The 13209-nt window shown below is 56.9% G+C and carries 11 protein-coding genes; 8 read left to right on the top strand and 3 right to left on the bottom strand.

Annotated elements, in window-relative coordinates:
• Nucleotides 1-4: 4 nt before the first annotated feature.
• Nucleotides 5-913 carry a hypothetical protein gene (locus tag DHN55_RS11835; RefSeq protein ID WP_108881463.1) on the top strand — a complete coding sequence of 303 codons (909 nt, stop codon included), beginning with the start codon at nt 5-7 and terminating at the stop codon, nt 911-913.
• 221 nt (nt 914-1134) lie between these two features.
• Here the strand turns inward: DHN55_RS11835 and DHN55_RS11830 are convergent, their stop codons facing one another.
• The 3 genes from DHN55_RS11830 to DHN55_RS11820 all read right to left on the bottom strand — a co-directional run bounded on the left by DHN55_RS11830 (nt 1135) and on the right by DHN55_RS11820 (nt 5432).
• Nucleotides 1135-2988: a cytochrome c peroxidase gene (locus DHN55_RS11830; protein WP_108881462.1), complete on the bottom strand. Its 1854-nt coding sequence runs from the start codon at nt 2986-2988 to the stop codon at nt 1135-1137.
• Nucleotides 2989-3261: 273 nt separating this feature from the next.
• A complete protein-coding gene (locus DHN55_RS11825; protein WP_108881461.1) occupies nt 3262-4443 on the bottom strand; it encodes a TAXI family TRAP transporter solute-binding subunit in 1182 nt (393 codons plus the stop codon).
• 356 nt (nt 4444-4799) lie between these two features.
• A complete protein-coding gene (locus DHN55_RS11820) occupies nt 4800-5432 on the bottom strand; it encodes a TetR family transcriptional regulator C-terminal domain-containing protein (protein WP_108881460.1) in 633 nt (210 codons plus the stop codon).
• A 235-nt stretch (nt 5433-5667) separates the two neighbouring features.
• On the opposite strand from DHN55_RS11820, the gene DHN55_RS11815 reads away from it, so the two are divergent.
• From DHN55_RS11815 to DHN55_RS11785, 7 genes are all read left to right on the top strand, one after another.
• Nucleotides 5668-6918 carry an allantoate amidohydrolase gene (locus tag DHN55_RS11815; RefSeq protein WP_108881459.1) on the top strand — a complete coding sequence of 417 codons (1251 nt, stop codon included), beginning with the start codon at nt 5668-5670 and terminating at the stop codon, nt 6916-6918.
• A 14-nt stretch (nt 6919-6932) separates the two neighbouring features.
• A complete protein-coding gene (hydA, locus tag DHN55_RS11810) occupies nt 6933-8390 on the top strand; it encodes a dihydropyrimidinase (protein ID WP_108881458.1) in 1458 nt (485 codons plus the stop codon).
• The gene (locus tag DHN55_RS11805; RefSeq protein WP_108881457.1) at nt 8390-9172 is read left to right on the top strand and encodes an ATP-binding cassette domain-containing protein; all 783 of its coding nucleotides are present in this window, start codon (nt 8390-8392) and stop codon (nt 9170-9172) included. Before hydA ends, DHN55_RS11805 begins: the two co-directional genes overlap by 1 nt.
• A 12-nt stretch (nt 9173-9184) precedes the next feature.
• Nucleotides 9185-10072, top strand: coding sequence for an ABC transporter permease subunit (locus tag DHN55_RS11800; RefSeq protein WP_108881847.1), 888 nt, complete (start codon nt 9185-9187; stop codon nt 10070-10072).
• Nucleotides 10072-10935, top strand: a complete 864-nt coding sequence (locus tag DHN55_RS11795; protein ID WP_108881456.1) for an ABC transporter permease subunit — start codon at nt 10072-10074, stop codon at nt 10933-10935. Before DHN55_RS11800 ends, DHN55_RS11795 begins: the two co-directional genes overlap by 1 nt.
• A 15-nt stretch (nt 10936-10950) precedes the next feature.
• Nucleotides 10951-11943 (top strand): ABC transporter substrate-binding protein, encoded by a 993-nt coding sequence (locus tag DHN55_RS11790; protein WP_108881455.1) that lies wholly within the window; start codon nt 10951-10953, stop codon nt 11941-11943.
• 246 nt (nt 11944-12189) lie between these two features.
• Nucleotides 12190-13197, top strand: coding sequence for a BMP family protein (locus DHN55_RS11785; protein WP_337660201.1), 1008 nt, complete (start codon nt 12190-12192; stop codon nt 13195-13197).
• Nucleotides 13198-13209: the final 12 nt, after the last annotated feature.

Here is a 13209-nt window from a genome sequence, read left to right as displayed (position 1 = left end):
GATCGTGACGGATCAGAATCTAGGGCTGCCAAAGCGCCGCGAGCACCGTGGCGTGTTTTACGTTGGGACCGGTGTGATGTGCGCCGTTGCCGTGACCCTGGCCGGTTGTACGGACGCGTCGAAAAAGAACGGTCCATTTGCCGGCTCCAGCCACAGGAAGCTCCTGGAAGCTGAACAGGCCAAGTTGGCGAAATCCGAACGGGCGCTCAAGAAAGCTGTCCGAAAGCTTGCCGTGGCGGTGACTGCAAACAAGACCAAGGACAGGAAACTGCTGGCTGCACGAAGCGCGACCAAGAAGTATCGCGCAGAACTTCAAGCTGCCGACAACGATATTGCGGATCTGGAAACGAGGCTTGCCGAAGCAAGGACATCGCAAGTCAAAACGGGGGCAGAGGAAGATAGTTTTCAACAGTCTGCGCACTTGATCGAAAGCCTCAAGGCCAAACTCGACAAGTCCGGTAAAGAACGCGACCTCCTGAAAGCTCAACTGGATAAGGCACAAAAAAATGCAGCGAAGCCTGTAGATGAAACGTTGGCTGCAACGTCTCACGAGGAAAAAGAAGCAAAACAGCGGATCGGGCATTCGGGCACTCCGTTAGAGTCGGTCGTAAGCGAAAAACGCGTTCCGAACCAAAAATGCGAACGCTTGCTGCACCAGGCGGCGAAGCTGGACGAAGAACTCAGACAATCCCGTGCCAAACGTGAAAGGCTGAACGAAAAGTTGCTGGCATCGCTGGACAAGATGGAGTCGATTTCGACACAGCACACGCGCGAGCAGCAAGCTGCGGCGAAAGAAGCAGAAACACTTCGTGATCAACTGGCAAAGGCAAAGCAACAAGTTACCAATGCCAAGGCCGAAGCAAGATCCACGCACGGTGCTTCCATACCCGACAACCAATGCAGCGACCGCTAGACAAAAAACAAGACTGCGCCCGATAGACAGTCTGCCGATCCGCGGGGAACCCGGTTCGCGCGGATGATCTAAAGTTTGTCTCTCACAGACTCCAGCGCCATGAAACCTCCGCCGGTTACATCATGTGGCCGGTTGATCTCCGGATTGCCTGGTTTCCCGGCAAACCAAGTGCCGGACCAGGCAGGCGAACGCGGCCATCAGCAATTGGCGGTGTGACCGCTTCAGAAAATCTTGTCGTCATACTGTTTCTGCAGGGACTGGAATTCCTGCCAGTGGGTTTCGGCCACTGCCCAGTCGCCGGTAGCTACTGCGTCGCCCACCGCCTGCAGCGTGTTGGACATCTGGTGGACCATGGGGTGTGCAGAAGGATTGCTCATGGAGTCTGCATCCGCAGCCAGTTCCGGCGCAACCGTATCGACGAGAATGGCAATGTGCTTGGCATCGCGAGCCGGCAACAGGGTGTTGAGAGTGGATGCAAATGTCGTCAACTCCTCAAACGCCAGCCGGAACTCACTGTCTTTGCCGGCAAACACCTGATAGGGCTGCTCGCCATCGCCAACGGCTTTCAGGTAAGCGGTCAGGTCGGAGCGTTGTACATCATCAAGTCCCAGCGATTTGCTGTCATTGAACCAGTCCACAACGCTCGCCAGTGTCGGTAGCGAGCCGTCATGCATGTATGGAGCGCTGAAATTGATATTGCGCAGGGTCGGCGTCTCAAAGGCTGTCGCCGTACCGCCAGGGAAAGGCGGTTCAGAACTGCCGATGTCGTAGGTCTTGCCATCCCGGAAGTTGCGGTCAGGAATGTGGCAGGTTGAGCAGGCCCGCCCGTTCAACCCGTCGAATGGTGTGTTGAACAAGGTTTCACCGCGTTTGGCTGCATCCAAAGCCAGCTTGGTCAGTTTGCCTGTGCGATCAATCTTCGGATTGGGCAGAAAATCGAATTGCCGCATATAGGCGACCAGTGCGTCGAGCTGGAAAGGAGTTGGTTCCTTACCTGCAAATTCCGTGACAATCACATTGCGGGTAAAGCGGCGCAGACTCGGCTCGCGTCCGTCACGGCCATAAGGGGCGGTAAACCGCAAGCCGCGCAGCGACGGTGTGTCCAGATGGTCGTCGGTGCGGTCGTTGAACAGCGGGTTGAAAAAGGCACTGTCGACGTCCATGCCACCGGCACGATGGCTCAGGCCCGGAATGAAGAAGTCCCGGTTTACATCCGAGCGGTTGTGGCAGGTTGAGCAGGCAATTCCAAGTTCGCGCGCCGGATTGCCGAAAATCTCGGCGCTGTCGAACAGCATGTCGCCATAGGCAACCAGCGGCAGGTTAGCTTCATCCTCGCCCGCCTCTTCGAACTGCAGCACCAACCGTGGCAACTCGCGTTGATCGGAAATATTTGATCCCGGTGGCAGGGTAGCGGGCAGGTCAACTGTCTTTCCCTTCACAATCGCGGTTTCGGGAATTGCGCTCAGTCGGTCACGGTTGGCAAAATCGGCCGGCGCATAATTGGCAGTCAGATAGGTCTCTATGGTCGCGCGCGCTTCGGCAAATTGATCAACATCGGGATCAAGCGCTTTGGTGCCCAGAGCCTTGCGGAATCCCAGCGCTGATTTTATCTCCAGCCAAGCCAGATTCAAATCACGGGAAGCGTCGGGATCGGCTGCCTTGATGCCATCTTCGAACGCACGAAACAGCGCCCGAGCCTGCGCGACATCCGACTCAGCTTCAACTGTTCCCATGTTTTTTGTGGCTGCAGCCAGATGACCCAGAATTTTCCGCTGGATCGCTGTCGTGGCAGCTTCAAACATCGCCTGCCGGTCCTTGGCAGCCAGGGCTGTACGCAAGGCGGCCTGCTCGGCTGCGTTCAGGCGTGATAGAGCTGGAACGTCAACAGTGCCGCCATTGGCGGGATTTTCCCAGTTGTACCTGATCTTTTGCCAGGGCACAGGGTTAAGATTGCCGAGGAACAAGGTCGTTCGATAAGCGGCAGCTTCGGGCGCCCAAGGCGCCTGTTTCATCTCGGTGGCAAGGCTTGCTGATGGCAAAACCATCAGCGCCAAAACTGTCAGGATACGTTTCATGCTAGCTCCGCGTTATGTTATTGCTGGCCATGCCGACAAGGTGACCGGCAATCCAGATCGCCTGTTCATTCTGGAATGAACCGGTCTTGTTGAGCCGATTGGCCAGGGTTGCGCCCATATTTGGGACACGTCCCCCCGGCCTGTTTGGTCAGGAAAACTCGGGCACCTGCACGCATTGGCAACCGGCCATGAAGTCAGAATTGAACTTCCCCTGACCAGGTTGTCTTCCGCGTGTTTCCTGCTGAGCCCTGCAGTACACATAGGTTCTGCGCGCTACTGCTTTTCCGACCAGTCCTTGTAGCTGAGATAAAGCTTCAAGAGTTCATTCGGAGAGTATTCCTTGTTTGTGGTCGTCTGGACCAGTTTCACAAAGGCGGCAAATTCCGAGTTCTTCTTGATCTTCGGTTTAAGCCCGGTGGGTATCACCTGGCGCGATGCCACGGCCTTGCGAATGATTTTCGCTGCCGGCCCGTACTGCTGCCAGCCCTTGACCTCTCCGGTGAAGTCCAGCTTCTGCCATACGTCCTTGCGTGACGCTGTGGACAATTGGTCAAACTTGTCGATGAATGTTCTGATGAACCGGGTGACATTGGCATAACGCGCGGTTTTGTCTCCCCAGTTGTATACCGCCAGTATGGCAGCCATTCTGGCGGTCTGGACAGGCTTGCCCGGCTGCACCAGATTCGGATAATCCTCGGCAGTCAGAGGATCTGGAAAATAGGCTCGCAGAACGGTTTTGGTCATTGGCACCGGCAGGAAATGCAAGCCCGAACCGGCCTTGATCTTGCGCAATTTCGATGACGGTTTACGGGTTACTACAACCATGGCTGCGGCCCTGCCGTCACGCACCCGCTGCACACCTTCCTTGAATTCGACATGGATGAGTTTGGGTTTCAGGCGGAGATCGCGGAGCAGAGTCAATGCACTCATCTCATTGCCGGTGCCAGGCCGCCCGACGATTATGGTTTGACCGTTCAACTGCTTGACGTCGGTGTATTTTGTATTGGCCAGAATATGCAGTTGCTCATCATACAGCTTGGTGACGTATTTGAGTCTGTTTCTGGCACCGGGCAGTATGCCGCGCTGCTCCATATGCCGCATGACATCGGAATGAACCATACCAACATCGATGCCCTTCAGAAAAAGCAGATCTTCAATATTCTGCAGCGATCCGTAGCCAATGACCGGCAATACACGCAGCTCGCTTTTGACGTCGAGAACGCTGGCAAGATCGCCGGCTAGTTGCTGATAGGTGTTGGAAACACCGTCCACGCCACCGGTGATGAGCGTCACCTTGCCGGCGTTCGCTCTTTCGCGGATAGCAGCTTCCGACTGGTTCTGGGCGTTGGCCGGTGCGCTGCTCAGTACAGGCGCGAGCATGATCAACCAGAGGCCTGCAAGAAGCAGGGCAAATGGTTTGAGTTTCGGGGATAGGGAGCCTTTAAGATAAAGCATTGGTGACCTCTTCAATGCAGGAGCAGCATCATATAGCCCCCCAGTGAAAAGTTCTCAGAATGCGTCCTTATTGGTTACGTCTCGGCAATAGAATCAACCTCAGATTGAGTTGACGTTTCGTCATATCGCAGCATCAAATGGCATAAATGTGACGGAGCAGCCGTCACCTTTGGCAGATTGACATTCCCGATGATGCCCAAACAGATGTTTCTATCTGTCCGGATGGCCAGCTGCTCCCGAGATAAACGTCGGTAATCTCTGTATTTGGCATAGCGGATATCAGGCGCGTCTGGCTGAATGTCTGCTATGGGTTCGAAGCAGACATTGCGGATTGTGTGAATCCGATAGGCCATGTTCTAGGGTTTCAGGCCGTCCAGAAACAGCTTCTCGAGATAGCGTGCGGCATCTTCGAAGCGGCCTTCACCTGACTTGGCCGGCCCCAGAACCGCGCGCACCTGGACGTCGAAATCGGCGTAGTGCTGGGTGGTTGCCCAGATCGAGAAGATGAGATGGTGCGGGTCGCATTTGGCCAGCCGTCCGTCTTTCATCCAGCGCCGCATGATGGCGGTTTTCTCATCCACCAGTGTTTTGAGGTCACTCATCTCTTCCTGGATGTGCGGTGCGCCGCGCAGGATCTCGTTTGTGAACAGGCGGCCTTCACGCGGGTAGTCGCGGGCCATTTCCAGCTTGCGCCGGATATAGGAGCAGATTTCCGACAGGGGATCGCCGTCCGCGCTCATTTCCCGCAGGGGATCAAGCCAGGTGTCCAGAAGGCGGCCGATCAGCAGGCGATGGATCGCCTCCTTGGTGCGGAAGTAGTACAGGAGGTTCGGTTTCGACATGCCCGCGGCCTTGGCGATCTGGTCAATGGTCGATCCGCGAAACCCGTGCACTGAAAACACATCGAGGGCGGCGTCCAGAATACGGTCTTCCTTCTCCTGCTGGATGCGGGTGCGCTTGCGGGTTTCTGCAGCTCTGGGCTTGGCCAAACGATGTTTCTCCTTCTAGAGCAACATGGGTTCGGACAAACCCATAAAGTTGCTCTATCACTTTGAAAGCGATCAGGTTTATGATTTTTGGTTGAATCAACCAAAATCATCCTGATCTAGGCCGGCTTTGGTCGGAGTTACGGCCCTGAACGGTCATTTTACATCTTGAGGAACGATGTGAAACCTGTAATCTTTACCAATTGATCAAAATTTTCAATGTTGCACGGGAAAACAAATGACAGCACCTGGCGAAAACCTGCGTATCAACGGCGACCGGCTGTGGGACACCATTCACGAGATGGCGAAAATTGGGCCCGGTGTTGCCGGTGGCTCCAACCGCCAGACGGTGACCGACGAGGACGGGGAAGGCCGCAAGCTGTTCCAGAGCTGGTGCGAGGATGCCGGGTGCAGCATGGGTGTCGATCAGATGGGCACGATGTTCATGCGGCGCGAGGGAACCGATCCGGACGCCCTGCCGGTCTATGTCGGCTCGCATCTCGATACCCAGCCCACCGGCGGCCGCTATGACGGCGTGCTGGGTGTGTTGGCCGGGCTTGAGATTGTCCGGACCTTGAATGACCTCAACATCAAGACAAAGCACCCGATCGTCGTGACCAACTGGACCAATGAGGAAGGCGCGCGCTTTGCGCCACCGATGCTGGCATCAGGCGTGTTTGCAGATGTACATACACAGGACTGGGCCTACGCGATTGAAGATGCCGAGGGCAAGAAGTTCGGGGATGAACTGGAGCGCATTGGATGGCGCGGCGATGAAGAGGTCGGCACCCGCAAGATGAAGGCGTTCTTCGAACTGCACATCGAGCAGGGTCCGATCCTGGAAACCGAAGACGTGGATATCGGTGTCGTAACCCACGGCCAGGGGCTGTCGTGGACGCAACTGACGGTGCACGGCAAGGACGCGCATACTGGCTCGACGCCGATGCCGATGCGCAAGAATGCCGGTCTCGGCATGGCGCGCATTCTTGACCTGGTCGATGAGATCGCCTGGTCGCACAAGCCTGATGCGGTGGGCGCTGCCGGTCATATCGAGGTCTATCCCAACTCCCGAAACGTTATTCCCGGCAAGGTGGTGTTTACGGTGGATTTCCGCTCACCTAACCTGGCCGTGATCCAGGACATGGAAAAACGCCTCGCGGAAGGTGCCAAAAAAATCTGCGATGACATGGGGCTCAGTGTGGAGGTCGAGAAAATCGGCGGGTTCGACCCGGTGGAGTTTGACGAGGATTGCGTGCAGGCGATCCGCAGTGCCGCCGAGCGGCTGGGGTATTCGCACCGCAATATCATTTCCGGCGCCGGCCATGATGCATGCTGGATCAACAAGGTGGCGCCGACGGCAATGGTGATGTGTCCGTGTGTCGGGGGTCTGAGCCACAACGAGGCGGAGGAAATCTCCAAGGAATGGTCGACGGCCGGTGCGGAAGTGTTGTTCCATGCCGTCGTTGAAACTGCTGAAATCATCGGGTGAGAGGGTAAGAAATCATGGCCAGTACAGTCATCAAGGGCGGCACAATCGTTACCGCGGACCTGACCTACAAGTCGGACGTCAAGATCGAGGGCGGCAAGATCGTCGCCATTGGCAGCGGACTTGACGGGGACAAGACCCTGGACGCGACAGGCTGTTACGTCATGCCGGGCGGGATTGACCCGCACACCCACCTGGAAATGCCGTTCATGGGGACTTACTCGTCGGATGATTTTGAAAGCGGCACCCGCGCTGCCCTGTCGGGCGGAACCACCATGGTCGTCGATTTCGCGCTGCCATCGCCCGACCAGTCGCTGCTCGAGGCGATCCAGATGTGGGACAACAAGTCGGGACGCGCCAATTGCGACTATTCATTCCACATGGCGATCACCTGGTGGAGCGAACAGGTTTTCAATGAAATGGAGACCGTGGTTCGCGACAAGGGCATCAACACCTTCAAGCACTTCATGGCCTACAAGGGCGCATTGATGGTTGACGATGACGAGATGTATTCATCATTCCAGCGCTGTGCCGAGCTTGGCGCCATGCCGCTGGTGCATGCGGAAAATGGTGACGTGGTCGCACAGTTGCAGGCCAAGCTGATGGCCGAAGGCAATGACGGTCCTGAAGCCCATGCCTATTCGCGCCCGCCGGAAGTGGAAGGCGAGGCAACCAATAGGGCCATCATGATTGCCGACATGGCCGGTGTTCCGCTCTATGTGGTGCACACGTCCTGCGAGCAGTCTCACGAAGCCATCCGCCGGGCCCGGCAAAAGGGCATGCGGGTTTATGGCGAGCCGCTGATCCAGCACCTGACGCTGGACGAAAGCGAATATGCCAATGCCGACTGGGATCACGCCGCACGCCGGGTGATGTCACCGCCGTTCCGCAACAAGCAGCATCAGGATTCACTGTGGGCGGGCCTGCAGGCAGGCTCCCTGCAGGTGGTGGCAACCGATCACTGCGCCTTTACCACCGAACAGAAACGGTTTGGGGTTGGTGACTTCACCCAGATTCCCAACGGCACCGGCGGTCTTGAAGACAGGATGCCGATGTTGTGGACATACGGGGTCAAGACCGGCCGGCTGACCATGAACGAATTCGTCGCGGTAACGTCCTCCAATATTGCCAAAATCCTCAACATCTACCCGAAGAAGGGCGCCATCCTGGTGGGGGCGGATGCTGACCTCGTGGTGTGGGACCCGAGCCTCAAGAAGACCATCACCGCAGACAAGCAGCAGTCGGCCATCGACTACAACGTGTTTGAAGGCAAGAAGGTTGAAGGTCTGCCGAGGTACACTTTGACAAGGGGCGAAGTTGCGATAGAGGAAGGCGCGGTCAAGACGCAGGAAGGCCATGGCCAGTTCGTCAAGCGTGAGCCGTTCCAGGCAGTCAACAAGGCGCTGTCGGAGTGGAAGCAGATTACCGCTCCGCGCAAGGTGCAGCGTTCGGGAATTCCGGCGAGCGGCGTTTGATGTCACACGATGTGGTGTCGGCGAGCGACCTGTCTCTAACCTTTCAAACGGACGATGGACCCGTGCATGCCCTGTCGGGCGTCGATCTGACCGTCGGAAAAGGTGAGTTCGTTTCGTTTATCGGCCCGTCCGGTTGCGGCAAGACGACATTCCTGCGGGTGATCGCCGACCTGGAAAAACCCACCGGCGGCGAGATCAGGGTCAATGGCGTCGATCCGGAAACAGCGCGCCAACAGCGCGCCTATGGCTATGTGTTTCAGGCAGCCTCGCTGTATCCGTGGCGTACCATCGAACGCAATGTCGGCCTGCCGCTGGAAATCATGGGGTATTCGGCGGCTGAAACCCGCGAACGCATTGCCCGCACACTGGATCTCGTCAACCTCACCGGGTTTGAGAAAAAATATCCCTGGCAGCTTTCCGGCGGCATGCAGCAGAGAGCGTCGATTGCCCGTGCCCTGGCGTTCGACGCAGACCTGTTGCTGATGGACGAACCGTTCGGCGCGCTCGACGAGATCGTGCGTGATCACCTGAACGAGCAATTGCTGAAACTCTGGGACAAGACCAACAAGACGATCTGTTTCGTCACCCACTCCATCCCTGAAGCGGTTTATCTCTCCACGAAGATTGTTGTCATGAGTCCGCGGCCGGGCAGGGTGAGCGATGTCATCGAAACCACACTGCCGAAACAACGCCCGCTGGACATCCGTGAGAGCGAGGAGTTTCTGAAAATCGCGCACCGGGTGCGCGAGGGTTTGAGGGCAGGGCACAGTTATGACGAGTGATTGGGCCTGATCATGGATGGCAAGGGCAAAACCATTCCGGTTCTCACGATCATCTCGGCGGTCGTCGTGATCTGGTATGCCTGCGTGGTGTGGATGAACGCACCGTTCGAATATGACAAGGCTGAGCGGGCCGGTACCGAAATCGGGTTTTCGCAACTTGTCTCCAACACGATGAACCAGGAACGACCGGTCCTGCCGGCAGCCCACCAGGTTGTCGAGGAAATGTACAAGACCATTGTGCTGAAGAAGATCACCTCCAAGCGCAGCCTGGTCTATCATGGCTGGATAACGCTGTCGGCGACACTGTTAGGCTTCGCGATCGGCACGGCGCTTGGCGTTCTGCTGGCGGTGGGCATTGTTCACAATCAGGCGATGGACAAGTCTGTCATGCCATGGGTGATAGCCAGCCAGACCATTCCGATCCTGGCCATCGCACCGATGATCATCGTGGTGCTGAACGCCATCGGCCTGTCGGGCCTGTTGCCCAAGGCGCTGATTTCCACCTACCTGTCATTTTTCCCGGTGGTGGTCGGCATGGTGAAAGGCCTGCGCAGTCCGGACCGGGCCCAGCTGGACCTGATGCACACCTACAGCGCGTCGCCCGCACAGACCTTCTGGAAACTGCGCTGGCCGTCGTCGATGCCGTACCTGTTCACTTCGCTGAAGATCGCCATCGCCATTTCACTGGTCGGTGCCATTGTCGGCGAACTGCCGACCGGCGCGGTTGCGGGACTTGGCGCGCGCCTGCTGGCCGGTTCCTATTATGGCCAGACAATCCAGATCTGGTCCGCCCTGTTTACTGCGGCAATCCTGGCAGCTGCGCTGGTGATGATCGTCGGCTTTGCCCATTCTTACGTGCTGAAGCGCATGGGGCAGAAACCGGAAGGGGGCGCAGCATAATGTGGCTCGTGGTCCTTGCATTATTGTTCTGGCTCGGCACCTGGGGCCTGAACGAATGGCTGTCTCGTCAAAAGTTTGCCGGTCACGGGCTGCAGAGAACCGTCAACCTGCTGATCCCGGTGTTGTTCGGCGTGGCCATCCTGGTCTTGTGGGAAGGATTTACCCGCGGCCTTGAGGTGCCGAGAGTCCTGTTGCCGCCGCCGTCGATGATCTGGGAGCGCATCGGAAATTCACTGCCCATCCTGTGGGCCGACTTTCAGCAGACATTCCTGAAAGCAGTGCTTGCAGGTTATGTGCTGGGCTGCGGCTCCGGGTTCCTGGTCGCGCTGTTGTGCGACCGGTCGTCGTTCCTGAAACGCGGGTTGTTGCCGCTGGGCAATTTCGTATCCGCATTGCCGATCATCGGTGTCGCACCGATCATGGTCATGTGGTTCGGTTTTGACTGGCAGTCCAAGGCGGCCGTCGTCGTCATCATGACGTTTTTCCCGATGCTGGTGAACACGGTGCAGGGGTTGTCAGCGGCTGATCACATGCAGCGCGACCTGATGCGCACCTATGCCAGCTCCTGGTGGCAGACTTTGACCAAGTTACGTCTTCCCGCTGCGTCTCCTTTCATATTCAATGCTCTTAAAATAAACTCCACGCTTGCACTGATCGGCGCAATCGTGGCCGAGTTTTTCGGGACGCCGATCGTGGGAATGGGCTTTCGCATTTCCACGGAAGTGGGGAGAATGAATGTGGATATGGTCTGGGCTGAAATTGCCGTGGCAGCCCTGGCCGGTTCGACTTTCTACGGTTTGGTGGCGCTTGTTGAGCGTACCGTCACATTTTGGCATCCGTCCATTCGAAGCGGACGGACATAACAAGGGAGTAGTTTTATGAAGCGAACACTCATGAGTATCGTGCTTGCAGCAGCCATGTCGGTTGCTGCAACGGCGGCAATGGCTGCGGACAAGCTGGCCTTGCAGTTGAAGTGGGTCACCCAGGCCCAGTTTGCGGGCTATTACGTCGCCAAGGACAAGGGCTTCTACAAGGAAGAAAACCTCGACGTGGAAATCAAGCCCGGCGGCCCCGACATAGCGCCGGTTCAGGTGCTGGCCGGCGGTGGCGCCGATGTGGTGCTTGACTGGATGCCGTCTGCACTGGCGTCCCGGGAAAAGGGTGTTGCGCTGGTCAACATTGCGCAACCGTTCAAGACATCCGGCATGATGCTGACCTGCCGCAAGGATTCCGGGATCAGTTCGCCGGCTGACTTCAAGGGCAAGACACTCGGTGTCTGGTTCTTCGGCAACGAATATCCGTTCCTGTCGTGGATGAGCCAGCTTGGCATTGCAACCGACGGCAGCGCCGACGGGGTGAAGGTGTTGAAGCAGGGCTTCAATGTGGACCCGATCCTGCAGAAGCAGGCCGACTGTGTGTCGACCATGACCTACAATGAGTACTGGCAGATCATCGATGCCGGGCTGTCTGCCGATGACCTGGTGGTGTTCAAGTATGAAGACCAGGGCGTCGCGACGCTGGAAGACGGCATTTACGTGCTGGAAGACAAGCTCAAGGATCCTGCCTTCGAGGACAAGATGGTGCGTTTCGTGCGCGCGTCCATGAAGGGCTGGAAGTTTGCCGAGGCAAATCCGGATGAAGCTGCAGACATTGTCCTGGAAAATGATGCCTCCGGTGCGCAGACGGAAAAGCACCAGAAGCGCATGATGCGCGAGATCGCCAAGCTTACCGCAGGCTCCAATGGAGCCCTGGACGAAGCTGACTTCAAGCGCACCGTCAGCACGCTTTTGAAGGGCGGGTCCGACCCGGTCATCACCAAGGAGCCGGTTGGCGCGTGGACATCGGCGATAACCGACAAGGCGCTCAAGTAGAAGCCTCTAGAACAAGTACTGCGGAGCAGGGCGGCTGATCAGCCGCCCTTTTTCGTTGAAAACTGTGGGTAGAAGCGAAATGCGGCTGGAAAACCTGTAATCATTCCAAAAATTGCTGGCTTCGCCGAATTTCTTTGGCTACCATTTATTTGACCAATTGGTAAAAATACTGGAAGAAGGATTGCCTGAAAGCCTTGGGGGGACGACGGGACGCGTTAATTTCAAACTACCTAGTGGAGAAAAAGAATGACCTGGAACACGAACAGACGCCAGTTTAACATGATGCTGGCCGCCGCAGCCGGCGCAACGACGCTTGGTGCAAAACCCGCCTTTGCCGAGACAATCAAGGTTGCAGGCATCTACACCCAGCCGATCCAGCAGAAATGGGACGCGCGCCTGCATCAGGGGCTCGAGGCGGCCAAGGCAAAGGGTGATATCGAGTACGTGTTTTCGGAAAAGGTCGCCAATACGGATTACATCCGGGTGTTGCGTGAGTACTGCGAGTCCGGCGTCAAGCTGATTGTCGGTGAAGCGTTCGGTATCTCCAAGGAAGCCCGCAAGGTCGCCGATGAATATCCTGATATTGCCTTCCTGATGGGTGACCCGTTCAAGCCGCACGGATCGAATTTCTCGGTGTTCGACAACTATATTCACGAGCCTTGCTTCCTGATGGGGATGATTGCCGGCGCGATGACCAAGACCAACAAGCTCGGCATGGTCGGCGGCTATCCGATCGGTGAGGTGAACCGGTTGTTCCACGCCTTCATCGACGGTGCGAAATCGGTCAATCCGGACATCCAGTACAAGGTTACCTTTATCGGGTCCTGGTACGATCCGCCGAAGGCCAAGGAAGCTGCGTTCGCGCAGATCGAAGCCGGTGCCGACATCATGTATGCAGAACGCGCAGGGGTTGTTGATGCCGCTCGCGAAAAGGGCGTTCTGGCGTTCGGCAATGTCAATGACATGAACAAGGAAGAAAACGGTACCGATGTCGTTGTCACGTCGGCGCTCTGGCACATGGAAGAAGCCATAGCCTATGCCATCACCCAGGTAAAAGCCGGCAACTTCAAGGCTGAAGACTACAAAGAGTGGACCATGATGCGCAAAGGCGGTGCCAGCCTTGCTCCCTATTATGAGTTCGAGGACAAGATACCGGCTGAAATCAAGGCAAAGGTGGAAGCCACAAAGGCTAAAATTCTCGCCGGGGAAATGGACGTGACCATCACGGACTCTGAGCCAAAGTCCTCCTTCTAAAGTCAGCTGGAA

The organism is Anderseniella sp. Alg231-50 (genome assembly GCF_900149695.1).
In the GTDB taxonomy this organism is placed as follows: domain Bacteria; phylum Pseudomonadota; class Alphaproteobacteria; order Rhizobiales; family Aestuariivirgaceae; genus Anderseniella.
Note: the sequence above shows the minus strand (reverse complement) of the source record. Positions and strands in the feature narration are given on the sequence as shown.